We start from the raw sequence: 22,455 nt of genomic DNA on the forward strand, positions 1-22,455 counted from the left end.
ATGCGTTTCGCGACCCTGGCGGAGTGGCTCTCCTTCCAGGAACAGCTCCACCCCGTGGGTATGGACCTGACACTCGAGCGCATTGCGCTGGTGGCTGACCGCCTCGGCCTGCGGGATACCGATGGGCCGCGCACGGTGATCGTGGCCGGCACCAATGGCAAGGGCACGGTCGCCACGCGTACCGCGGCCCTGCTGCAGGCCCAGGGCCTGAAGGTCGGCCTGTTCACCTCTCCGCACCTGCTGCGCTACAACGAACGCATCCGCATCGACGGTGACCCCCTCTCCGACAGCGCCCTGTGCCGGGCGTTCGAGGCCGTCGACCAGGCCCGTGGCGATGATTCCCTGACCTATTTCGAGTTTGGCGCGCTGGCGGCGGCCTGGCTGTTCCGTGATGCCGGGGTCGCCGTGCAGGTACTGGAGGTCGGACTGGGCGGGCGCCTGGATGCGGTCAATATCTGGGATGCCGATGTCGCCGCGATCACTGCGGTGGACCTGGATCATCAGACCTGGCTGGGTGACAGCCGCGAGGCGATCGGGCGCGAGAAGGCCGGCGTGATGCGCGCCGGACGGCCGGTGGTGCTGGGCGAACCGGAGCCGCCCGCCAGCGTGCTGGCGCATGCCGACCACCTGGAGGCGCGGGCCGTTCGCAGCGGGCGTGACTTCACCCTGACGCGGTCCGGGGCGGCGCTGCAGTGGGTCTGGCAGGGGCAGTCTCGCGAATGGCGGCTCGCGGGCGTGGGCGCCCGGATCGACGGGGCGGCATTGCTGAACACGGCCACCGCGCTGGCGGTGGTCGAGAGCCTGGGGCGAGGCGCGGGCCTGACCGAAGCCGTGGTCCGCCAGGCGCTGGAGATCTCGGCGCCGGGCCGCCTGCAACGGCTACGGGGCACGCCGGAATGGCTGCTGGACGTGGCCCACAACCTCCATGCGGTTGGGGAACTGGCGCGTTGGCTGGAGGCACACCCGGTCGATGGCCCGGTGGTCGCGCTCGTGGCGGTGATGGCGGACAAGGAGCGGACGGCCATGTGGCCCCTGCTGGAAGGCCTTGTCGATGCCTGGATCCCGGTCCCGCTGGATTTGGCACGAGCATTGCCGGCCGGGTCACTGGCCGACGAGCTGGAAGCGGCCGGGCAGGGGCCGGTATGTCGCGTGGACGGCGTCGATGGTGCCCTCAGCGAGGCCGCGCGCCGCGCCGGGCCACGGGGCAGGGTGGTGGTGTTCGGATCCTTCCACACCGTTGCGGCCGTCCTGGAACACGCGCCGGCGCTGGCCCCGGCGGCGTTGTCCGGTCGGGTGGAGCCTGACTGGCCGGATGGCGAGGCCGTGCATGCGGTCTGAAGGCCATGTCGCCATCTGGCATCGGCTTGCGACGGCAGCGCCAGCGGGCGTACTGTCATTGCAACGTGATGCTTCCCGGATCCCCGTGTCTTCCAGCCCCCGCCGTCGGATGAGCGCATGACCCGCGACAATCCCATTCGTTTTCGCCTGGTGGGCGCGGTCATCCTGATCGTGCTGGCGGTGATCTTTCTGCCCTGGCTTTTCGACGGGGCCGGTTACGAGTACATGAGCGGGATCGAGGACCCGGTGCCGCCGGCCCCGACGTTTGCCGAACCGGATATCGCCCTGCCGTCGGAGCGGCCGACGCCGCGTCGGGAGGTGGCCCCGGCCGCGCCGACGGGGGAACGCGAGGGACCGGTGGCGGAACTGCACAGCCTGGAGAACGGCGGAGAAGCCCGCGAGGATGTTGCGGAGCCACAACCGTCAGACGCGCGCCGCCTGGCGGAAGCGGACGAGCCGGTGCAGGCGGGCTGGGCGGTCCAGGTCGGGAGTTTCCGCGACGAGGACAACGCACGCGAACAGTCCGCCCGCCTGCGCGAGGCCGGCTGGCCGGCGTTTATCGATGACTCCACCGCGGATGGGCGTCCGATTTACCGCGTGAAGGTTGGGCCGCTGGCGCAGCGCGAGGATGCGGTCACCCTGGGGGAACGCCTGCAGGACGAGCTGGAGCTCTCCGGCATCGTGGTGGCCCACCCCTGATGGCCAGTCCAGGACGCCCCTGCGAGGAACGGATGGCTGCGGTAAACTACGCGCCCTTTCAGCACGTGACGCCGGCCCCGTGAACTGGATCGACCTCGTCATCATCGCCCTGATCGTCGTATCCGGGCTGATCAGCCTTTTTCGCGGCTTCGTGCGCGAGTCGTTCTCACTCGCCACGTGGATCATCGGGGTGTGGCTGGGCATCCGCTATGCGGCGGAGGTCGCGGAGCAATTGCCGCAGGCGGTCTCCGACGCGACGCTGCGCCTGGGCATTGGTTTCGCACTGATCTTTATCGCCGTCCTGATCGTGGGCGGCATCCTCGGTGTGCTGGCGAATCGGCTGGTCAAGGGAAGCGGCCTGACCGGTACCGACCGCTCGCTGGGCGTGATCTTTGGCCTGCTGCGCGGGGTGCTGCTGGTGGCGGTTCTCGTCTTCCTGGCCTCGTTGACGCTGATGCCGGACGAACCCTGGTGGGAGAACAGCCGCCTGATCCCCGAGTTCGAACGCGTGGTGGACTGGCTGATCGCCCAGTTGCCGGAAGGCTGGCAGGAGCAGATCCATGACCTGCTGGCGAGCGACGAACCTGTCGACGAAGTGATCCCCGACGGCGAGCAGGGAAACACTGAGTAATGGACACACTCGCGTTGGCACCCCAGGTTTTCCGAGACCAGGCGCGGTGCGCAGCCGGTCGTGGTTCTACCGGCCCGTTTTTGACGGATTCGGGCCGCAACGCAGGATCGGGGAACCTGGGGTACCAACCCCGCAAACGATTGAAAGCAGGGGCTCGACAGACCGTTTTCGATCACAACGGGCGCGCGCACGGCGTTGCGGTTCCCTTGTGCAGAATGACTGCACGGCAGTCACCGCGCATTAAACGCACGCAAAAGCGACTCGAGCGCGAGCGTGTCCATTACTCAGTGTTTCTCTCGCCGTAGACCTGGAGCCTGTAGCCGTATGTGTGGAGTTGTCGGAATCGTCGGGCGCAGCCCGGTGAACCAGCCCCTTTATGATGCCCTTTTGGTGCTGCAGCACCGCGGGCAGGACGCCGCAGGCATCGTGACCTGTGATGAGGACGGCCGCCTGCACCTGCGCAAGGACAACGGACTGGTCCGCGACGTCTTCAACAACCAGCACATGCAGAGCCTGACCGGGAACATGGGCATCGGGCATGTGCGGTATCCGACCGCGGGCTCGTCCAGTTCGGCCGAGGCGCAGCCGTTTTATGTGAACTCGCCGTTCGGGATCACGCTGGGGCACAACGGCAACCTGACCAACGCGCGCGAGCTGAAGCAGGCACTGTTCGCGACCGATCGTCGGCACATCAATACCGATTCGGACTCCGAGATTCTGCTGAATGTCTTTGCCCAGGAACTGCTGCGCTTCCTCGACAACGGGCTGACCCCGGATGCGGTGTTCGATGCGGTGGAGCGGGTGCACCAGCGCGCGGAAGGGGCCTATGCGGTGGTCGCGATGATCGCCGGGCGTGGCCTGCTGGCGTTTCGCGATCCGCACGGCATCCGGCCCATTGTGTACGGCTCGCGCGAGTCCGAGGAGGGCGGACGCGAATGGATGGTCGCCTCGGAAAGCGCGGCACTGGAGTCCCAGGGCTTCGATCTGGAGCGCGACCTGGCGCCGGGCGAGGCGGTGTTCATCACGCCGGAGGGCGAGGTCAGCACGCGGGTATGCGCCGCCGAGACCCGTCTGAATCCCTGCATCTTCGAGCATGTGTACTTCGCCCGCCCGGACTCGGTGATCGACAATGTGTTCGTGCACCGCGCGCGCATGCGCATGGGCACCGCTCTCGGCGAGAAGATCCGGCGCATCTGGCCGGACCATGACATTGACGTGATCGTGCCGATTCCGGACACGGGCCGCACTGTTGCGCTGGAGATGGCGCACGAGCTGAACATCAAGTACCGCGAGGGCTTCATCAAGAATCGCTATATCGGACGCACGTTCATCATGCCGGGCCAGACCAAGCGGCGGAAATCCGTGCGCCAGAAGCTGAACGCGATCTCGCTGGAGTTCCGGGGCAAGAACGTGATGCTGGTGGACGACTCGATCGTGCGTGGCACCACGTCGCGCGAGATTGTGATGATGGCCCGCGAGGCGGGTGCGAAGAAGGTCTATTTCGCCTCGGCCGCGCCACCGGTGCGCTATCCCAATGTGTACGGGATCGACATGCCGGCGGCCGAGGAACTGATCGCCCACGGCCGCGACGAAGAGCAGGTGTGCGAGGCGATCGCGGCCGACCGCCTGATCTACCAGGACCTGGAAGATCTGCAAAAGGCCGTACGCCGGGGCAACCGGAATATCGAGGCGTTCGATTGTTCGGTGTTTACCGGGGAGTACGTGACCGGGTTGCCCCCGGACTATCTGGAGCACCTGGCGGCCCTGCGCGGCGACGGGCTGGTGAACACGCCGGTGGCGGGCGAGGTGCTGGATCTCGCCAACAAGAAGTAGACGCGAGGTGCTTGTGCCGAGTCTCCGCTGGATCGAACCCGTGGTACGGGATGCCCGGGAACGGGCCCCGGATGCCGGCGATGTGCCCGTCGTGGTGGTGCGGGTGGACCAGCAACGCCTCTACGTCTGGGAGGGCGACCGGGTCACCGACATCTTCGACGTGTCCACGTCCGCGCGCGGGGTGGGGTTCGAGGAGGGAACCTACACCACACCGCTGGGGCTGCATCGGATCGCCGAGCGCTTTGGCGAGGGCGCGCCGCGCGGGACCATCTTCCGGGCCCGGGGCAACACCGGCCAGATCGCCGACATCCTGACCGAGCCGGGTGCCCGCAGCCCGCGCGACAACATCACTTCGCGCATCCTGTGGCTGGAGGGCCTGGAGCCGGGGATCAACCGGGGCGGCAATGTCGATTCGCTGCGCCGATATATCTACATCCATGGCACCGACGAGGAAGGGCGCATTGGCGAGCCGGCCTCGGAAGGCTGCGTGCGCATGCGCAACGATGAGGTCATCGAATTGTTTCCTCGCCTGCCCACGGGGACGCTGGTCATGATCCTGGACGGCCCCGAGGTTCCTCGCCTCGGGTAGAACCTTAGCGGCGCGCCGGTGCGTCCCCGTGCAGGTCTGTCCTGTAATGGCCTGCGGCACCCCTCTGCGCAACCCCGCCGCGTCGGGTTAACCCGTGTATGTTCGTCCCCGGCATCCTCCCCGGGAACTCCCGCGCCCCGGGGGGTTCTGAATACCTACGTTAGCATTCCGTGATCTTTGTTCATTCGCCTGCTAGAATAAGGGAATTATTCCCGACTGTTGCTGTCAGGTAAGAAGGGAATTATTCTTGACGAACATGGTCAGGAATTAAGAACGGATGCACGCCTGCGAACGGATGTCGAGCAGGACACATACTCAAGGTTATTCGGAGGCAGAAATCATGAAACTCTCAACCAAGGGCCGCTACGCGGTGACGGCCATGATGGATCTGGCGATTCACGACCGGATCGGGCCCGTGACGCTTGCCGACATCTCGCAGTGCCAGGGCATTTCGCTGTCCTATCTGGAACAGCTGTTCGCCAAGCTGCGCAAGGCCGACCTGGTGGAAGGTGTGCGTGGCCCGGGCGGTGGGTATCGCCTGGCCAAGCGTGCCGACCAGATCAGCATCGCGAATATCATTACCGCGGTGGACGAATCAGTGGATGTCACCCGCTGCAAGGGTCACAAGGACTGCCAGGACGGCGACCGCTGCCTGACCCACGAGCTGTGGGATGATCTGAGCCAGCAACTGTACGATTTCCTGGACGGGATTACCCTGGCGCAGTTCGCCAATCGTCCGGAGGTGCAGAAGGTGGCACGTCGCCAGGACGAGCGCCGCGGTGCCCGGCACCACTTCATCTTCCGCAACGACGCGGCATAACGCGCCACGCGGAGCGACCCGGTGAAACGGGTCGCGAACGGCCAACGGGGCTGACCGGTCCAACTGCACCGGTCGGCCCCGTTTTTTTGGCGCCCCCCTTGGGAGTGAGCGCGACGGTTATGCGTGCTCCCGGGCTGGCGGCGCGGCGGGCTTTCCGCGTGGAACCTGTCGCAGCAGGTCGCGCAGGTGATCAAGTTGGTCCTTGCGCTGCTCCGGGGTCAGCGGCGCGAAGCGCTGGCGGTTGTAGACGCGGGCGAAGGTTGTCAGTGGTTGCGCGAGGTCCGGGCGCGCCCGGCCGACGCGCCGGGTCCACGCATCCACCGGCTCGTGAGCCTGGCGCGCCAGGCTGCGGTCATGCCGTGCGATACGCTCGGATAGCCTTTGCAGCAGGCGATCGGCCGGGGAGCGCCGCTGGCGCGGACGGCGCAGCCAGACCCAGATGATGGCGATCAGCGCCAGGCTGCCAAAGCTGACGCCCAGTGCCATCAGGACCGAGCGCCAGTCCCGTGGATCCAGCCCGAGGCGGGCGAAGAGCTCGCGCTGGCGCTCGGGGTCGAACGCCAGCACCCAGCTCTCCCAGCGAAAGCGCACGAAATCGCCCCAGTCCTCGAGACCGAAGCGCGCCCGCTGCAGCCACGACAGTCCCTCTCCGCGCAGGAGAAAGCCCGGTATGTCCTCCCCGGTGTCGCGGGCGAGGCCGGTGAGCCCCTGCTCGATCCGCTCGGGCGCGATGGCGGCGGTGGGGTCCACACGCACCCAGCCCTCGCCATCCAGCCACACCTCGTTCCAGGCATGGGCGTCGGCATTGCGCAGGCGCAGGTATTCCCCGCGCGTTTGCCAGGCACCCCCCTGATACCCCGTGACGACGCGGGTGGGGATGCCGGCCGCCCGCATCAGCACGGCGAATGCGGAGGCGTAGTGCTCGCAGTAGCCGGCCTGGGTCTCGAACAGGAACTGGTCGGTGGTGTCGTCCTGCAGGCGCGGGGGCTGGAGGGTGTAGCGATAGGGTTCGCCGGCGAAACGGCGTAGCGCCTCCTGGATGATCGCGCGGTCGTCGTCGCCGTGGGTCGCGCGCCACAACGCGACTTCGGTACGCGAGCGGGGCGCGGCGGTGGGGGGCAGGTGCAGGGCGCGGGCACGTTCCTGTGGGTCCAGTGATGGCTCGCCGGCGCCGGGCGGGGTGACAAGATCCGCCCCGGCGCTGTACTGGATGCGGCTGGTGATGCGGCGATCGCGCAGGACCTGGTGGTTCGCGCGTAGCTCCGCGTCCTCCGGCAGGGCGACGGGGTAGTCCAGCACGGGTAGATAGCGGGCGCGGGTCGGCTCGAGGGTGGCGGTGTAGCGGGTAACACGCTCGTCATCACCCGGTGCGGGGGCCTCGATCACGGACCGGTTTTCGTCGGCGGACCAGCGCCGACCGTCGAAATCGGTCATCACCAGGGCGCGCCAGTACTGCGCGCGCGGAGGGGGCACCGCGTCGGCGAATTCGACCCGCAGGGCGGTGGAGTCGTCCTGCAGCAGACTGGCGATGTCACCGGGATTGAGCTCGCCGGACAACCCGGTGCGGGCGCTCTCCTCGTGCTGCGGGTCTCCCCACAGCGGACCTTCCACGCGAGGGAAGACGAAGAACAGGATCAGCATGAAGGGCAGGGCATGCAGCAGCATGGTCCCGGCCTGTCGCGCCAGTTGCCGGCGCGGGAGCGGACGCCCGGCATGGACCTGGATCAGCGCGGCGGTGAGCAGGGCGGTCGCCAGGAGCGAGTAGCCGGCGATCAGGATGGACTGATCGAAGAAATAGGAGGTGACGACCACAAAATAGCCGAGGAACAGGGCGATCACGATGTCGCGTCGGTTGCGGGTCTCCAGCAGCTTGAAGGCGATCATGACGAGCAGCAGGGCGGTGCCGGCCTCCTGGCCGAACACGGTGCCGAATTGGGCAAAGGTCAGCCCGCCGGCGATCACGGCCAGCACGCTCATGACGGCCAGCGAGGGGGCAGCGCGTCCGGTGGCCAGTAGCCACGCCCGGGTGGCGATGGCGAGCACCACCAGCGCGGTGATCCACGGGGGCTGATGCCAGACGTGCGGCAGGGCGGCCGCCGGCAACGCGACCAGGGCCAGGTCCAGGCCGCGCAGCTCGGCCCGCGGGTCCGCCGGGGTGGGCGCGGGTGTCATGAGCGGGGCTCCGGGTCGAGTTCGATGGGCTTGGCCCGAAACCCGGCAAGCGCCCGGAGGCAGGAATCCCGGTGGCTGACACCCTGGCCTGGTTCCAGGGTCTGGTCGGGCAGGCGCAGGCCGAAGAAACGACCCTCGGCATGGGCCGCCAGCACCTGATGGCACAGCATGGACAGGCGTGTCTCGGTATCCGGGGCGGGCATCGCGTCCCACTCCAGCCACAGGCGATCGCCCTGACCACTGGCGGCCTCGCGCACGTGGAGTTTGCCGCTGCGGGCAAACGCCTTCCAGATAATGCGTCCGGGCGGGTCCCCGGGTCGGTAGGGGCGAATCTGGTCCGGGGCATCCCCCGCGTGGCCGGTGGAGGCGGGCGCCTCGTCTTCTCCGGTCCCGCCGAGTGTGGCGCCCGGGTCGATGGGGGCCGGATAGACCACGATCTCCGGGGTCAGCGTCAGCCAGGTCCAGGCCTCGAGGATGCCCAGCGGGTAGCGGGTGTCGAGCCGCTGGCGCGGCAGACGGTAGAGCCCCCGCGGCTGACCGGACAGTTCCAGGCGGGCGGTTTCGGCGCCCCGGGCCGGTACCGGAAACGGGCCCGTCGCCCGGTTGCCGACACGCAGCGCCAGAGCCTCGCGGGCGCGCCCGTCTGTCTCGCTCAGGCGCAGCGTGATACCGAGTGGCTGGCCGGCAAAGACCGGCGGCACGGGCAGGGTGGCCACCTGCAGGCCGAGCAGGTTGCGGTGGGTGTACCACATGGCGTTGTGGCCGATGCCGACCAGCAGGAAGGTCAGCAGGAACGCCATGTTGTTGGAGTAGTTGATCGAACCCAGGAGCATGACCAGGAGGATCCCGAGCAGGGTGTAGCCGGCCCGCGTAGGCAGGATGTAGATGCGGTCACGGCCCAGGCGGGCCGCCTGGCCGTCGTGCGCGTGGCGGCGGGTGATCCAGCGGATCGCGTCGTCCCGCAGTTGCGCCATGCGGCCTCGCGCGCGGGGGGAACGGGTCATGGAGTCGGGACGCATTCCATCAGGCGTGCGACCGTGCGTTCGGGGCTCTCCGGCTCGCGTGACCGCAGGCGGTGGCCGGCGACCGAGGGCAGTACACGGGCGACGTCGTCGGGCGTGGTGTAGTCCCGGCCGTCGAGAAAGGCATGGGCCCGGGCCGCGCGCAGGAGGCCCAGCCCGGCGCGGGGCGACAGCCCGTGGGCGAAGCGCGCCCGGTCGCGGCTCGCACTCAACAGGCCCTGCAGGTAATCGAGGACTGCGGCATCCGCGTGGACGCCGGCCACCTGGTCCTGCCATTCGCGCAGCTGGTGCGGGGCCGCCAGGCTCGGGGGTGTCGGGTGGGTCTCCGCGGCCGGCGCGGCCGTCGGGGCCGGACCGCTGCGCTCGAGCAGGGCCCGTTCGGCTCCGGCATCCGGGTAGCCCAGCTGGATGCGCATCAGGAAGCGGTCGAGCTGGGACTCCGGCAGCGGGTGTGTGCCGACCTGCTCCTCCGGATTCTGGGTGGCGATCACGAAGAACGGTACCGGCAAGGCGCGGGTCGCGCCCTCGACACTGGCCTGGCGCTCCTCCATGGCCTCCAGCAATGCGCTTTGCGTCTTGGGGGGCGCACGGTTGATCTCGTCCGCCAGGAGCACCTGGGTGAAGACGGGGCCGGGATGGAAGCGAAACTCGCCGCTCCCCTGCTCGAAGATGGAGACGCCCAGTACGTCGCCGGGCAGCAGGTCGCTGGTGAACTGTACCCGCTGGTAGTCGAGGGCCATCGCCCGGGCAAGGGCGTGGGCCAGAGTGGTCTTGCCGACACCGGGCTGATCCTCGATCAGCAGGTGCCCGTTGGCCAGCAGACAGGCCAGGGCCAGTCGCACCGGCTCGGGTTTGCCGAGGAGCACTTCGTTGAGTGCGTGTTCAATCTGTTGCAGGGCTTCCTGAGCCGATGGCATGCGAGCCTCGTGATTGGTGATGGCGGACAGGCCTTGGAATGTTCCGGGTGGGCGAATGGTTCCCGGGGCCGTGTTGCGGCTACCATGGCCGCACGTTCTACGCGAGTTGCGCGATGGATTCCACGGCCGCCGGTGGGCGACAGTCGTTTGAATATGATGCCACAGCCGACCCGGCGCCCCGCCTGCGCCTGACCGGGCGGCTGGATGTGCATGCGGTGGAACGTCACTGGGGCACACTGCGGCGGCGTGTGCGCGATCTGGCGGAGCAGGCGGGGGCGCAGGATGTGGTCGTCGACATGGAGGGCGTCGAGTACTGCGATGGCGCGGGGGCCGCACTGCTGCATGCGCTGGAGCAGGACCTCGGGAGGGCAGGGGCCGAGGTCCGGTTCGAAGGGATGGGGTCGATGGTCCGGGACCAGCTGGCGCCATACCGCGAGCTGGAGACGGTCGAGCCGGCGCGGGCCGCCCGGGGCCGTGGCTGGTGGCCGGGGTTGCTGGACGGGATCGACCGCGTGGGGCGCGCCGCCCACTCGCAGTTCACCTTCGTGGGCGAGCTGGCCCGGGCCATCGGCAGCTCTCTGCGGCGCCCGCGCCAGGTGCGCTGGGGCGACACCCTGCGCGTGGCGGAGGCCGCGGGCTTTCAGGCATTGCCCATTGTCTCGCTGATTGCATTCCTGCTGGGGGTGATCCTGGCGTTTCAGTCGGCGATCGCCATGCGCCAGTTCGGCGGCGAGATCTTTGTGGCGAACCTGGTGGCGGTTTCGCTGTTCCGCGAACTGGGGCCGTTGATGATGGCCATCCTGCTCGCCGGCCGTTCCGGGGCGGCATTCGCGGCCGAGATCGGGACCATGAAGGTGAACGAGGAGGTCAATGCCCTGAAGACGATGGGGCTGGATCCGGTGCACTTTCTCGTCTTGCCGAAGGTGCTGGCCGGTTTGCTGGTGGCGCCACTGCTGGCGCTGTACGCCAACATGATCGGGCTGATTGGAGGCGCGGTGGTGATGCAGGGCTTCGGCATCCCCTGGGTGGCGTACTTCAACCAGGTGACATCCGCATTGAGCCCGTCGGATCTGTTTTCCGGGCTGGTCAAGGCCGTGGTATTCGGCCTGGTGGTGGCCGGCGTGGGGTGCCTGCGCGGGCTGCAGACCGGGAGCGGGGCGGCCTCGGTGGGGCTGTCCACCACCAGCGCGGTGGTGACGTCGATCATCCTGATCGTGGTGCTGGACGGCGTGTTTGCCGTGCTGTTCTACCATCTCGGGGTCTGACGCATGAACCAGACGCACATGCACATGGCGGATCCTGACGAGCGCGACGTGGTGATCCGCGTCCGTGGTCTGACCATGGGCTTTGACGATCTGGTGCTGATGCGTGATCTCAATTTCGACGTGCGTCGGGGCGAGATTTTCGTGATCCTGGGCGGCTCCGGAAGTGGCAAGAGCACGCTGCTCAAGCACATGATCGGGCTCTACCAGCCGCTGGCCGGGCATATCTGGGTGGCCGGCGCGGATATCGCCGAGGCCGACGAGGCGCAGCGGGAGGCGATCCTGCGGCGCGTGGGCGTGATGTACCAGATGGGCGCGCTGTTCGGCTCGATGACCTTGCTGGAGAATGTGCGCCTGCCGCTGGAGGTCCATACCGATCTGCCGCGCGAGGCGATGGACGCGATCGCGCGGGCGCGTCTGCAACTGGTGGGGCTGGGCGCGTTTGCCGATTTCATGCCCTCCGAGATCAGCGGGGGGATGCAGAAGCGGGCAGCGATCGCGCGGGCCATGGTGCTGGACCCGGAAGTGCTGTTTCTGGACGAGCCCTCGGCCGGGCTCGATCCGATTACCTCGGCCGGTCTGGACCGGCTGATCCAGCGTCTGGCCCGCACCCTGGACATGACGATCGTGATCGTCAGTCACGAACTGGCCAGCATTTTTGCGATCGCCGACCGGGTGATTATGCTCGACAAGGAGAGTCAGGGGATTGCGGCCGAGGGCGACCCGGCCACCCTGCGCGATACATCGAACCACCCGTGGGTACAGCGTTTCCTGCGGCGGACGGATTCCGACGAGGAGAGGCCCGCATGAGTGCCCGACATCATTTCCGGCTGGGGCTGTTCATCCTCGGGGGGCTGGCCGCGCTGGTCGCGGCGCTGCTGATCCTGACGGCGGGCAATCTCCTGCGCCCGTCGATCCAGATCGAGACGTACATGGACGCGTCGATCCAGGGCCTGGAGGTGGGGGCGCCCGTGAAGTTCCGCGGGGTGACCATTGGCGAGGTGACCGACATGACGTTTACCTCGGTGGTGTACGAGGCGGATATCCCGCCGCGCGATCGCAAACGCTACGTGATGGTGCGGGCGCGGCTGTACCCGGATCGTTTTGCGGCCAGTGCGCAGGAGGGCGAGTTCCGCGTGGAGGTCTTCGAAAACCTGATCGATGCCGGGCTTCGGGTCCGCATGGCCGCTCAGGGAATCACTGGTATGAACTATCTCGAGGCGGACTTCTCGGACCCCGAGGCCCATCCGCCACTGGCACATGACTGGGACCCGGAGGGTATCTACATCCCGTCCGCACCAAGTACCGCCATGCAGTTTCTGGAGTATGCCGAGAACCTCCTCAAGCGTATCGACGAGCTGGACATCGAGGGTGTGGTGGACAACCTGACGAGCCTGCTGGTCACGGTGGAGACCACGATCCGGGACCTGGATACCGCCCGCCTGGCGGACCAGGCGGATCAAATGATCGAGGAGCTGCAGACAACAACCCGCACGGCCACCCGGGTGATGGAGTCGGTCGAGCGCCTGATCGAGCACCCGGATACCCAGGCATTGCCCAGCGAGACGCGGGCCGCGCTGCGGGAACTGCGCGAGACGGCCGAAGCGGCGGATGTCGGACGGCTGGTCGACCGGATGGATTCGATGGTCGAACGCCTCGATCGGGGCATGGATGTGAGCGAGGCCAAGCTGCTGGAAACCCTGGACGAATTGCAGGCCGCGATCGCCGGACTGCGCAGCCTGTCCGATGACGTACGCCGCAACCCGGGGGGCGCGCTGTTCGGTGCCCCGCCGCCCCGCAGCACCATGGACAAGGAGTAGATGGATGACCCGATGGAGCGTTGCCGCACTGCTGCTGATCGCCTGGACACTGGGCGGCTGCACGCTGATCCCCGAACGCGAGGCCGTTGACCGCTCGTGGTTCCTGCTGGAGTTGCCCGCCGAGCCGGCGCCGCGCATGGCCGGAGACGCCGAGCCCCTGGCGGTCGAACTGGGATCGGTGCGCGTGGCGCCGGCCTATTCTGGCAAGGGACTGGTCTACCGCCTGGGGGACCATCGCTACGAGTCGGACTACTACAACGAGTGGTTCCTGCGGCCGGCCGAGCAGTTCGAGCAGCTGCTGCGCGAACGCTGGACCCGCAACGGTACCGCCATCGAGCTGGTGGATAACGCGGCGGACGCCTGGGCCGAAGGGCGACCGGCGGTGCAGTTGCACATCCTCGTTACGGCGTTGTACGGCGATCTGGATGCCGCCCATCTGGAGGCACTGAGCGCTGTGGACACCGGTGAGGCCGTACAGGGCACGGGCCGAGTCGGACTGCGGGCCCAGCTGCGCACGGACACGCATGCGCGCCTGGTACACCTGGAGGCGGCCCACACGCTCGACCGGCGGTCGGCCTCACGCCTGGTGGCCGCACTGTCGCAAGCCGCCGCCGACGTGCTGGCGGAACTGGAAGACGAAGCGCTGCGCGAGACCGGGCACGGGATGGACGAATGACCGATGTGTTCGATTTTTCCGCCCCGCTGCTCGCCGGCGGCGAGCAGCCGCTGGCCGCCTGGCGTGGGGATGTCCTGCTGATCGTGAACGTGGCCAGCGAGTGCGGTTTCACGCCGCAGTATGAGGGTCTGCAGGCCCTGGCGGAACGCTACGGCGAACGGGGGTTCCGCGTGCTGGGCTTTCCGTGCAACCAGTTCGGAGGTCAGGAGCCGGGGGATGCCGGGCAGATCCGCGCCTGCGGCACGCGATTCGGGGTGTCGTTCCCGGTGTTCGCCAAGGTCGAGGTGAACGGTGCCGGGGCCCATCCGCTGTTTCGACACCTCAAGGAACAGGCGCCGGGGGCCCTGGGCACACAGGGCATCAAGTGGAACTTTACCAAGTTCCTGGTCGGGCGCGATGGCCGGGTGATCCGGCGGTTCGCGCCGCAGAAGAAGCCGTCGGAGCTGGTCCAGGCGATCGAGGTGGCGCTGGACGAGCCGCCCCCAGGCCCCCCCAGTGGCGCGTAGCGTGGCGCCGGGCGAGACCGGCCCGGCGCCCGACGCGCCGGGAGCGGCGGACTACTGGATGGAGCGCGCCCTGTCCCTGGCGGATCGGGCGGCCGCAGTCGGCGAGGTCCCGGTCGGCGCGGTCCTGGTAGACGCCGATGGCACCTGCCTGGCCGCCTGCCACAACGCACCGATCGCGCTCCACGACCCGACGGCGCACGCCGAGATCCGGGCGCTGCGCGAAGCCGGCGAGCGCTTGCAGAACTATCGGCTGCCGGGCACCACCCTCTACGTGACCCTGGAGCCATGCAGCATGTGTGCCGGCGCCATGATCCACGCCCGCGTGGCCCGCCTGGTATACGGCGCGAACGACCCGCGAACCGGCGCCGCAGGGAGCGCGCTGGATCTGATCGAGCATCCGGCGCACAACCATCGTGTCGAGGTGACCGGCGGGATCCTCGGGGAGGAAGCCGCCGAGCAGCTGCGCCGATTCTTTCGCGCCCGGCGCTAGGGTGCGGTTCTTCGTGGGCCGGTACGGCCGCGTGGGCCGGTGCTTTTGCTGTCCCGGTCAGCGCTGCTCGATGGCGACGTATTCGCGGGAGGGGTAGCCGGTGTAGAGCTGGCGTGGACGGCCGATGCGGGATTCGGGGTCCATCATCATCTCGTTCCAGTGCGAGATCCAGCCGACCGTGCGCGCCAGCGCAAAGATCACGGTGAACATGTTCAGCGGGATGCCCATCGCGCGCAGGATGATGCCGGAGTAGAAGTCGACATTCGGGTAGAGCTTGCGCTCGATGAAGTAGTCGTCCTCCATCGCGATGCGTTCGAGCTCCATGGCCACGTCGAACAGCGGCTGGTTATCGGCGCCCATGTCGCCCATCTCTTCCAGTAGCTCGTGGCACATCTTGCGGATGATCTTGGCGCGCGGGTCGTAGTTCTTGTAGACGCGATGGCCAAAGCCCATCAGGCGGAAGGGGTCGTTCTTGTCCTTGGCCCGGGCAACGAAGTCCTCGACGCTCTTGTCGGAGTGCACGATGTCCTCGAGCATGCGGATGACCTTCTCGTTCGCGCCGCCGTGGAGCGGGCCCCACAGCGAGGCGATGCCGGCGGAGATGGCCGCGAACGGGTTGGCCTCGGAGGAACCGGAGAGGCGCACGGTGGAGGTCGAGGCGTTCTGTTCGTGATCGGCGTGCAGGATCAGGATCAGGTCCAGGGCGCGCACGAACACCGGGTTTGGCTGGTAGGGCTCGCTGGGGACCCCGAACATCATCGACAGGAAGTTGGCCGTGTAGGACAGGTTGTTATCCGGGTACATGAACGGCTGGCCGTGGGCGTATTTGTACGACCAGGCGGCGATGGTCGGCATCTTGGAGATCAGCCGGTGCGCGGCGATGCGGCGGTGCTCCGGGTTATGCACGTCGACGTTGTCGTGATAGAAGGCCGACAGGGCGCCGACTACGCCGACCATGATCGCCATCGGGTGCGCATCGTGGCGGAAGCCGTCGAAGAAGCGGCGCACCGCCTCGTGCAGCATCGAGTGTTCCTTGATGATGCGCGAGAAGTCGTGGAGATCGTCGGAGGAGGGAAGTTCGCCGTTCAGCAGCAGGTAGCAGACCTCGAGGTAGGTGCTCTCGGAGGCGAGTTGCTCGATGGGGTAGCCGCGATAGAGCAGGGTGCCTTCGTCGCCGTCGATGAAGGTGACGTCCGAACGACAGCTGGCCGTGGACATGAAGCCCGGGTCGTAGGTGAAGTAGCCAAGCTCCTTGTACAGGGCGCGGATATCGAGGCAGTTGGGGCCGTGCGAGCCCTCCTGGATCGGCAGCTCGATGCTCTTGCCCGTGGTGTTGTCGGTCAGCGTGACGGTTTTGCTCATGAAACGGCCTCGTAGAATTGGGGTCGCCCGGATGCGAAGGCCTCAATGGTAAACCAAAGGCGGGCCTGCGGCAGCGGGTTTCGGGCGGGGCGGAGCGAGACGGGCCGCCGGTTCTGGATACCCGCCGCTCGGCACCTGCGCGACTTCGGGGCGCAGGCGGGCCGCAACGCGCGTAACCATGAGTCAGTGCTTCCCTGGCGGCGATCAGTGGGCCGACGGGCCGCGGCGCTGGCGCTTGTCGGCGTACATGGCGGCGTCGGCGTTGCTCTGGGCGGCGGCCAGCGAGCCGCTGACGGTGCGGCAGGCGTAGCCAATGGAGGCCTCGACACCTGCCGCCAGGAGCGCCGCGCGCAGCCGGTCGGCGATCTCGGGCAGGTAGTCCGCCGGGGTCTCCGGCAGGAGCACGCCGAACTCGTCGCCGCCCAGGCGCGCGACCACATCGTTCTCGCGGCTGGCACTCCGCAGCGCCTGGCCCGCCGCCTGGATCATCCGGTCACCGGCGTCGTGGCCCTCATGGTCGTTGACCGCCTTCAGGTGGTCGAGATCCAGGGCGATGATGCCCGCCGGAAGGCTATGGTCCTGGCAGCGCTGTTCCTCGGCATCGAGCGCGATCTGCCAGCCGCGGCGGTTGCGGGTACCGGTCAGGCTGTCGTTGTAGGCCTCCAGGATCAGCGCTTCGCGTTCGCGTTCGAGTTCGTCGATGTGGCGGCGTTGTCGCAGCAGTGCCTCGATCACCTGGACTGCGGACTCGATCTCCCCCGCGCGCGATTCGATCGCCTGGGAGACGGGCTCGGGATGCATTGCACACAGCACGCCGTACATGCCGTACTCGCGGTCGTGTACCGGAAAGCCGATGTAGCTGCCAATGGCGGGTGGATCCGTCTGCGCGGCGAGTGCTTCCTGGTAGGCGGGCACCTGTGTCACGTCCGGAGCGATTCGCGGGCCGCGCTCGGCCAGCATGCGGATGCAGAAGGAGTTGCCCCAGTCAAAGGCGGTGCCCGGTTCAATCCCGTAGCCGTGATCGTCGGCGCGCACCACGATCTGCTCGTTGTCCTCGATGCGGGTCAGCATCCAGACATCCAGCGGCGCGAGGCGGTGGAGCAGCTTCAGGGTGTGATCGACCCCGAGATTGAACGGGGTGTGCGAAGGGTCGGCTGGGTCGAAGGTCCGGGCCATGGTGTGTCCTGTCGAGCGAGCGCTGGGGCGGGACGGGTGGTTCAGGGAGACGTGGGTTGTGGCGCGTTGCGTTTCCCGCGTGCGGCGTTTTGCAGGGCGCTTGCGAGGCTGCCGGTGCCCGGTTCGCGTGCTGCGTACCCGACACTGGCCGGGATGCCCTGATCCGCCAGATATTGTTGCAGTGATCGGGCGCGTTCCGCGAGCGACGGGTTCTTCATCTCGCTCGCGAGCAGGGCGAAGCGGCCGCCACCCAGGCGTCCGATCCGGTCGGTGGGGTGTGCCCGCTCCTGCAGGGCGAGGATCGCCCGCACCAGTTCGGTGTCGTCGTGGCCTTCGGCCCCGTCGGAGGACAAGCCCTCCGGAAAGAAATCCAGCGCGATGATCCCGGCGGGTTGTCCGAGCCGCTGGCATCGGGTCTCTTCGGCCTCCAGCGCGAGCTCCCATCCGTGCCGATTGAGGACCCCGGTCAGCGGGTCGCTGTGCACGGACAGGGCTGTGTGCTGGCGCAGGCGGTCCAGGACCTCGGCGCGCTGGCTCAGGCGCAGCACGTGGCTCAGGGATTCGGCCAGGGCGCGGATGACCGGTTCGTGGCGTTCGATGGCGGGATCCACGGGCTCGGGGTGCAGACCGCACAGGGTGCCGAACAGCTGGCCTTCGGCGTCGTGCAGGGGGAATCCCACGTAGCAGCCGATGGCCGCGATGTCATTGATGGGGGCACTGGCGTAGGCGGGCACGCTGCGCGCATCGGCGGCCACGTTCGGCCCCTCGCCGGCGTGCATGTGGACACAGTAGGAGTGCTGCCAGCTGAACGCGGCACCCGGACGGAAGCGTGGGGCCCGCCCGCGTGTGTGCAGGACGATCCAGTCGTCGGCCTCGACTCGCGTCAGCATCCAGATGTCCAGTGGGACCAGGGCCTGCAGCGCGTTCAGGGTGGCATCGACGGCACCGGAGAACTCGTCGGCCAGCGGGGTGGCCAGCGTCGTGTCGGACATGGTAGCGGTCGCGTGCGGTGGGTTCGGGGCTGGCATCCTACAGACGCGGCAGATCGGGATGCGACACCTGGCCGCCGTGTACATGCTGGCGCCCGAACTCGGCACAGCGTGCCAGGGTGGGGACGGCCTTGCCGGGATTGAGCAGGCCCAGCGGGTCGAACGCACGGCGCAGGTGGTGAAACTGTTCGAGCTCCGGGGCGGCGAACTGCACGCACATCCCGTCCAGCTTTTCCACACCGACGCCGTGTTCCCCGGTGACGGTGCCGCCGACCTCCACGCACAGCTCGAGGATCTGCTGACCGAAGGTCTCCGCGGTCTCCAGTTGTCCGGGCTGATTGGCGTCGTACAGGATCAGCGGGTGCAGGTTGCCGTCGCCGGCGTGGAACACGTTGCACACCCCCAGGCCGTGCTCTTGTGACAGCCCGTTGATGCGTTCCAGCACGGTACCGAGCTGGTGGCGCGGGATGGTGCCGTCCATGCAGTAGTAGTCCGGCGAGATGCGGCCGGCGGCGGGGAACGCCGCCTTGCGCCCGGCCCAGAAGCGCGCACGCTCGGCATCGTCGCGGGCGGTGCGCACCTCGGTGGCGCCCAGGTCCAGCAGTTTCTTGCGCACGACCATGATGTCCTCCGAGACCTCGGCATTGGTCCCGTCGAGTTCGCACAGCAGGATGGCCGCCGCGTCGGTCGGATAGTCGGCATGGACGAAGTCCTCCGCCGCGCGGATGGCGGCGTTGTCCATCATCTCGAGCCCGGCCGGGACCAGCCCGGCAGCAATGATCCCGGCCACGGCACGCCCGGCCGGTTCCACGTCGGCAAAGCTGGCGAGCAGGACCTGGGTGCGTTCCGGGCGTGGCAGCAGGCGGACGGTGACCTCGGTGACAACGCCCAGCATGCCCTCGGAACCGACCATGAAGGCGAGGAGGTCCAGGCCGGCGGTATCCAGGGTCTTGCCGCCTAGCCGGATGGTCTCGCCGTCGAGGGTGACGATCTCCAGCCCGATGACATTGTGCACGGTCAGCCCGTACTTGAGGCAATGCACGCCCCCCGCGTTCTCGGCGACGTTGCCGCCGATGGAGCAGGCGATCTGCGAGGAAGGGTCGGGGGCGTAGTATAGGCCCTGGGGTGCGGCGGCTTCGGAGATCGCCAGGTTGCGCACCCCCGGCTGCACCACGGCACAGCGATTGTCCGCGTCGATCTCGAGAATGCGGTTGAAGCGGGCCATGGAGAGCAGCAGTCCGGTCTCGCTCGGGAGTGCGCCGCCGGACAGCCCCGTGCCCGCGCCGCGCGGGATGATCGGCACCCCGTGTTCGCGGCAGACCCGCAGGCAGGTCAGGAGTTCTTCCCGCGTGCGCGGAAGGGCGACCGCCCCGGGGATCTGGCGGTAGGCAGAGAGACCGTCGCACTCGTAGGCGCGGCGTTCCGCGGTCTCGGTGACCAGGGCGTCGGCGGGCAACGCGTTCGCCAGGGTCTCGATGACCGTGGCCAGTGCCTGCGTGGCGGTCTCGGTCGGGTCGATGGACGGATGTGCACTCATGGCTTCGATGGTAGGGACCTGCTGGGTACACGCGATGTGATCGCATAAACTGTAGGCCTTTTCCGCGAACCGGGCATGTGGTGTGGACAGGTCGGGTTTCCGGTCTGGCCGCGGCCGCCGGGCTGTGCGGGGTGGGCGTCTCCGGGCTCGGTGCCCGTGGACGCCACGGGGCCGCGACCGTAGACTTCCCCGTCGTTCCCGCAATCCCGTACTGGAAAGCCGTCATGCTTGATATCCGCAGCCTGCGTCAGGATCTGGATGCGACCGCCACCGCGCTCGAGCGTCGGGGGTACACCCTGGACCGCGAACGTTTCGAGGCCCTGGAGGCGCGGCGCAAGGCCTTGCAGGTGCGCACCCAGGAGCTGCAGGCCGAGCGCAATACCCGCTCCAAGGGCATTGGCCAGGCCAAGGCCCGGGGCGAGGACATCGAACCGCTGAAGGCCGAGGTCGGGCGCCTGGGCGACGAGCTCAAGCAGTGCGAGACCGACCTGCACGGGGTGCAGGAGGAACTGGACGCGCTGTTGATGGGGATCCCCAACCTGCCGCAGGCGGATGTGCCGGACGGCCTGGACGAGAAGTCCAACGTGGAAATCCGGCGCGAGGGTACGCCGGCGGATTTCGACTTCACGCCGCGGGATCACGTGGATCTGGGTCTGCCGGGCGGCTGGCTGGATTTCGAGGCGGCCGTTCGTGTTGCCGGGTCGCGGTTTGTGGTCATGCGCGGGGAGATGGCCCGGCTGCACCGGGCGCTGACCCAGTTCATGCTGGACCTGCACACCGGCTCGCACAGCTACCAGGAGACCTATGTGCCCTACCTGGCGAATCCCGAGTCGCTGGAGGGCACCGGCCAGTTGCCGAAATTCGACGCGGATCTGTTCTCGGTGGACTGTGATCAGCGCTACCGCCTGATCCCCACGGCCGAGGTCACGCTGACCAACCTGGTGCGGGACCAGATCCTGGAGGCCGACGAGCTGCCGTTGCGGATGGTGGCCCATACCCCGTGCTTCCGCTCCGAGGCGGGCAGCTACGGCCGTGACGTGCGCGGCCTGATCCGGCAGCACCAGTTCGAGAAGGTGGAGCTGGTGCAGATCGTTCGGCCCGAAGACTCCGATGCGGCGCTCGAGAGCCTGCTGGGGCACGCCGAGGCCGTGCTGCAGGCACTGGAACTGCCCTATCGCGTCATGCTCTTGAGCACTGGTGACATGGGCTTCGCCGCGGCGCGCACCTATGACCTCGAGGTCTGGTTGCCGGCGCAGGATGCGTACCGCGAGATCTCGTCGTGCTCGAACTTCGAGGCCTTCCAGGCCCGGCGTATGCAGGCGCGCTTCCGGCCGAAGGCCGGCGAGCGTCCCGAGCTGGTTCACACCATCAATGGCTCGGGGGTCGCGGTGGGGCGCGCACTGGTCGCGTTGCTGGAGAATCATCAGCAGGCGGATGGCTCCATCCGGATCCCGGAAAAGCTGCGTCCGTATCTCGGGGGAACCTCGGTGCTGGAGCCGCCGTCCGAGTAGCAGGCCCTTTCGGAAAACCGCCCACGTGAAACGCCCGTCTTGCCGAATTTGCCATCCCGGCCTGCTGGCCGGTCTCGCGCTGATGATGTTGGCGTGGGCGCTTGTGGCGTCGCCCGTGTCGGCGGACGACGGGGCCGGTGCGGACGAAGGACTGGTCTTCGACGACACGCCGCGGCCGATCGGCCTGCATACGCCGGACTGGTTCGAACTGAGTTTCCTGGACCTGCGCGAGGACCTGGACGATGCGGTCGAGCAGGGCAAGATGGGGCTGGCGGTCTACTTCGGCATGGACGACTGTCCCTACTGCGAGGCGCTGTTCGACAAGAATTTCGCGCAGGACGACATCCGCGAGTATCTGTCGGCGCATTTCAATGTCGTCGCGATTGATGCCCTGGGGACGCGGGAAGTTACCGATCTCGATGGCGAGACCTGGATCGAGCGGCGCTACGCGGCCGAACAGCGGCTCAACTTCACCCCTTCGATTGCCTTCTACGACGAGGAGGGCGAGCGCATCCACCAGATGCGTGGCTACTACCCGCCGTATCGTTTTCGCGCGCTGCTGGAGTACGTGATTGACCGCCACGACCGGGAGGGGAGCTTCCGCGACTACCTGGACCGGGCCGACCCGCCGCCGAAATTTGACCTGGACGACATGAACCAGCGCGACTTTTTCGCGAACCCGCCGTATGCGCTGGATCGCAGCCGGATCCCTGCGGATCGGCCGCTGGTGGTGTTCTTCGAGCGCGAGGCTTGCCATGCCTGCGATATCCTGCATTCCGAGCCACTGCAACAGGATGAGGTGCTGGAACGCATCGCGCTGATGGATGCGGTGCAGCTGGATGCCGACGATGCCGATACCCCGGTGCTGACCCCCGGCGGGGAACGCACGAACCCGAAGGAGTGGGCAGCGGCGCTGGATATACACTGGGCGCCGACCCTGATCTTCTTCGACGAACAGGGTGAGGAGATCATCCGCATCGACTCCGTGGTGCACCTGAATCGACTGCGCAACGTGATGGACTACGTGCTGACCCGGGGCTACGAGGAATACGCGACCTTCGAACGCTGGCGGGCGCAGCAGCCGGCGCGTCCCTGATGACACCCC

21 protein-coding genes are annotated in these 22,455 nt (G+C 67.8%); 14 read left to right on the forward strand and 7 right to left on the reverse strand.

Annotated features, from left to right (window positions below; all coding sequences use genetic code 11):
- The 6 genes from folC (at position 1) to iscR (ending at position 5,910) form a co-directional block, all read left to right on the forward strand.
- The gene (gene folC / locus D106_RS0112845) at positions 1-1,338 is read left to right on the forward strand and encodes a bifunctional tetrahydrofolate synthase/dihydrofolate synthase (RefSeq protein WP_018880290.1); all 1,338 of its coding nucleotides are present in this window, start codon (positions 1-3) and stop codon (positions 1,336-1,338) included.
- 117 nt (positions 1,339-1,455) lie between these two features.
- Complete coding sequence (locus D106_RS0112850; RefSeq protein WP_018880291.1) at positions 1,456-2,037, forward strand: SPOR domain-containing protein; 582 nt, start codon at positions 1,456-1,458, stop codon at positions 2,035-2,037.
- 79 nt (positions 2,038-2,116) lie between these two features.
- Entirely contained in the window at positions 2,117-2,668 is a 552-nt protein-coding gene (locus D106_RS0112855) for a CvpA family protein (RefSeq protein ID WP_018880292.1), read from the forward strand.
- A 324-nt stretch (positions 2,669-2,992) separates the two neighbouring features.
- A complete protein-coding gene (gene purF / locus D106_RS0112860) occupies positions 2,993-4,501 on the forward strand; it encodes an amidophosphoribosyltransferase (RefSeq protein WP_026280678.1) in 1,509 nt (502 codons plus the stop codon).
- Between the two features lie 13 nt (positions 4,502-4,514).
- Positions 4,515-5,090 (forward strand): L,D-transpeptidase, encoded by a 576-nt coding sequence (locus tag D106_RS0112865; RefSeq protein WP_018880294.1) that lies wholly within the window; start codon positions 4,515-4,517, stop codon positions 5,088-5,090.
- Positions 5,091-5,430: 340 nt separating this feature from the next.
- Positions 5,431-5,910: a Fe-S cluster assembly transcriptional regulator IscR gene (iscR, locus tag D106_RS0112870; protein ID WP_018145846.1), complete on the forward strand. Its 480-nt coding sequence runs from the start codon at positions 5,431-5,433 to the stop codon at positions 5,908-5,910.
- 117 nt (positions 5,911-6,027) lie between these two features.
- Here iscR and D106_RS0112875 read toward each other — a convergent pair whose 3' ends face one another.
- The 3 genes from D106_RS0112875 to D106_RS0112885 are packed head-to-tail and all read right to left on the reverse strand — an operon-like array spanning position 6,028 to position 10,021.
- Positions 6,028-8,082: a DUF3488 and transglutaminase-like domain-containing protein gene (locus D106_RS0112875; RefSeq protein WP_018880295.1), complete on the reverse strand. Its 2,055-nt coding sequence runs from the start codon at positions 8,080-8,082 to the stop codon at positions 6,028-6,030.
- Entirely contained in the window at positions 8,079-9,056 is a 978-nt protein-coding gene (locus tag D106_RS0112880; RefSeq protein WP_018880296.1) for a DUF58 domain-containing protein, read from the reverse strand. Before D106_RS0112880 ends, D106_RS0112875 begins: the two co-directional genes overlap by 4 nt.
- A 26-nt stretch (positions 9,057-9,082) precedes the next feature.
- Positions 9,083-10,021: a MoxR family ATPase gene (locus tag D106_RS0112885; protein ID WP_018880297.1), complete on the reverse strand. Its 939-nt coding sequence runs from the start codon at positions 10,019-10,021 to the stop codon at positions 9,083-9,085.
- Positions 10,022-10,134: 113 nt separating this feature from the next.
- Between D106_RS0112885 and D106_RS0112890 the strand changes: the two genes are divergently transcribed.
- From D106_RS0112890 to tadA, 6 genes are read left to right on the forward strand one after another with little or no spacing between them, the layout of a single operon-like run.
- A complete protein-coding gene (locus D106_RS0112890; protein ID WP_018880298.1) occupies positions 10,135-11,286 on the forward strand; it encodes an MlaE family lipid ABC transporter permease subunit in 1,152 nt (383 codons plus the stop codon).
- Positions 11,287-11,304: 18 nt separating this feature from the next.
- Positions 11,305-12,093: an ABC transporter ATP-binding protein gene (locus D106_RS0112895; protein WP_018880299.1), complete on the forward strand. Its 789-nt coding sequence runs from the start codon at positions 11,305-11,307 to the stop codon at positions 12,091-12,093.
- Positions 12,090-13,103 (forward strand): MlaD family protein, encoded by a 1,014-nt coding sequence (locus tag D106_RS0112900; RefSeq protein WP_018875626.1) that lies wholly within the window; start codon positions 12,090-12,092, stop codon positions 13,101-13,103. Before D106_RS0112895 ends, D106_RS0112900 begins: the two co-directional genes overlap by 4 nt.
- A gap of 4 nt (positions 13,104-13,107) precedes the next feature.
- Positions 13,108-13,779, forward strand: coding sequence for a membrane integrity-associated transporter subunit PqiC (locus D106_RS0112905; RefSeq protein ID WP_018880300.1), 672 nt, complete (start codon positions 13,108-13,110; stop codon positions 13,777-13,779).
- Positions 13,776-14,285, forward strand: a complete 510-nt coding sequence (locus tag D106_RS0112910; RefSeq protein WP_018880301.1) for a glutathione peroxidase — start codon at positions 13,776-13,778, stop codon at positions 14,283-14,285. The genes D106_RS0112905 and D106_RS0112910 overlap by 4 nt, the downstream gene beginning before the upstream one ends.
- On the forward strand, positions 14,275-14,775 hold the full coding sequence (gene tadA, locus D106_RS0112915) for a tRNA adenosine(34) deaminase TadA (protein WP_018880302.1): 501 nt from the start codon (positions 14,275-14,277) through the stop codon (positions 14,773-14,775). Before D106_RS0112910 ends, tadA begins: the two co-directional genes overlap by 11 nt.
- Before the next feature lie 57 nt (positions 14,776-14,832).
- Here tadA and D106_RS0112920 read toward each other — a convergent pair whose 3' ends face one another.
- The 4 genes from D106_RS0112920 to D106_RS0112935 all read right to left on the reverse strand — a co-directional run bounded on the left by D106_RS0112920 (position 14,833) and on the right by D106_RS0112935 (position 19,839).
- Positions 14,833-16,137, reverse strand: coding sequence for a citrate synthase (locus D106_RS0112920; RefSeq protein WP_018880303.1), 1,305 nt, complete (start codon positions 16,135-16,137; stop codon positions 14,833-14,835).
- Positions 16,138-16,341: 204 nt separating this feature from the next.
- Complete coding sequence (locus D106_RS0112925) at positions 16,342-17,313, reverse strand: sensor domain-containing diguanylate cyclase (protein ID WP_018880304.1); 972 nt, start codon at positions 17,311-17,313, stop codon at positions 16,342-16,344.
- A gap of 41 nt (positions 17,314-17,354) precedes the next feature.
- Positions 17,355-18,305 carry a diguanylate cyclase domain-containing protein gene (locus tag D106_RS0112930; RefSeq protein WP_018880305.1) on the reverse strand — a complete coding sequence of 317 codons (951 nt, stop codon included), beginning with the start codon at positions 18,303-18,305 and terminating at the stop codon, positions 17,355-17,357.
- 37 nt (positions 18,306-18,342) lie between these two features.
- On the reverse strand, positions 18,343-19,839 hold the full coding sequence (locus D106_RS0112935) for an FAD-linked oxidase C-terminal domain-containing protein (protein ID WP_018880306.1): 1,497 nt from the start codon (positions 19,837-19,839) through the stop codon (positions 18,343-18,345).
- A gap of 224 nt (positions 19,840-20,063) precedes the next feature.
- Between D106_RS0112935 and serS the strand changes: the two genes are divergently transcribed.
- A complete protein-coding gene (serS, locus tag D106_RS0112940; protein WP_018880307.1) occupies positions 20,064-21,350 on the forward strand; it encodes a serine--tRNA ligase in 1,287 nt (428 codons plus the stop codon).
- An 82-nt stretch (positions 21,351-21,432) separates the two neighbouring features.
- On the forward strand, positions 21,433-22,446 hold the full coding sequence (locus tag D106_RS0112945) for a thioredoxin fold domain-containing protein (protein ID WP_026280681.1): 1,014 nt from the start codon (positions 21,433-21,435) through the stop codon (positions 22,444-22,446).
- Positions 22,447-22,455: the final 9 nt, after the last annotated feature.

It is taken from the genome of Thioalkalivibrio sp. ALE9 (assembly GCF_000377445.1).
GTDB lineage: Bacteria > Pseudomonadota > Gammaproteobacteria > Ectothiorhodospirales > Ectothiorhodospiraceae > Thioalkalivibrio.

Bases quoted from the DNA above. Each gene is read 5' to 3' on its own strand.
- folC (WP_018880290.1), top strand. From the start codon at position 1: ATGCGTTTCGCGACCCTGGCGGAGTGGCTCTCCTTCCAGGAACAGCTC.
- D106_RS0112850 (WP_018880291.1), top strand. From the start codon at position 1,456: ATGACCCGCGACAATCCCATTCGTTTTCGCCTGGTGGGCGCGGTCATC.
- purF (WP_026280678.1), top strand. From the start codon at position 2,993: ATGTGTGGAGTTGTCGGAATCGTCGGGCGCAGCCCGGTGAACCAGCCC.
- iscR (WP_018145846.1), top strand. From the start codon at position 5,431: ATGAAACTCTCAACCAAGGGCCGCTACGCGGTGACGGCCATGATGGAT.
- D106_RS0112875 (WP_018880295.1), bottom strand. From the start codon at position 8,082: ATGACACCCGCGCCCACCCCGGCGGACCCGCGGGCCGAGCTGCGCGGC.
- D106_RS0112880 (WP_018880296.1), bottom strand. From the start codon at position 9,056: ATGGCGCAACTGCGGGACGACGCGATCCGCTGGATCACCCGCCGCCAC.
- D106_RS0112885 (WP_018880297.1), bottom strand. From the start codon at position 10,021: ATGCCATCGGCTCAGGAAGCCCTGCAACAGATTGAACACGCACTCAAC.
- D106_RS0112890 (WP_018880298.1), top strand. From the start codon at position 10,135: ATGGATTCCACGGCCGCCGGTGGGCGACAGTCGTTTGAATATGATGCC.
- D106_RS0112895 (WP_018880299.1), top strand. From the start codon at position 11,305: ATGCACATGGCGGATCCTGACGAGCGCGACGTGGTGATCCGCGTCCGT.
- D106_RS0112900 (WP_018875626.1), top strand. From the start codon at position 12,090: ATGAGTGCCCGACATCATTTCCGGCTGGGGCTGTTCATCCTCGGGGGG.
- D106_RS0112905 (WP_018880300.1), top strand. From the start codon at position 13,108: ATGACCCGATGGAGCGTTGCCGCACTGCTGCTGATCGCCTGGACACTG.
- D106_RS0112910 (WP_018880301.1), top strand. From the start codon at position 13,776: ATGACCGATGTGTTCGATTTTTCCGCCCCGCTGCTCGCCGGCGGCGAG.
- D106_RS0112920 (WP_018880303.1), bottom strand. From the start codon at position 16,137: ATGAGCAAAACCGTCACGCTGACCGACAACACCACGGGCAAGAGCATC.
- D106_RS0112925 (WP_018880304.1), bottom strand. From the start codon at position 17,313: ATGGCCCGGACCTTCGACCCAGCCGACCCTTCGCACACCCCGTTCAAT.
- D106_RS0112930 (WP_018880305.1), bottom strand. From the start codon at position 18,305: ATGTCCGACACGACGCTGGCCACCCCGCTGGCCGACGAGTTCTCCGGT.
- D106_RS0112935 (WP_018880306.1), bottom strand. From the start codon at position 19,839: ATGAGTGCACATCCGTCCATCGACCCGACCGAGACCGCCACGCAGGCA.
- serS (WP_018880307.1), top strand. From the start codon at position 20,064: ATGCTTGATATCCGCAGCCTGCGTCAGGATCTGGATGCGACCGCCACC.
- D106_RS0112945 (WP_026280681.1), top strand. From the start codon at position 21,433: ATGATGTTGGCGTGGGCGCTTGTGGCGTCGCCCGTGTCGGCGGACGAC.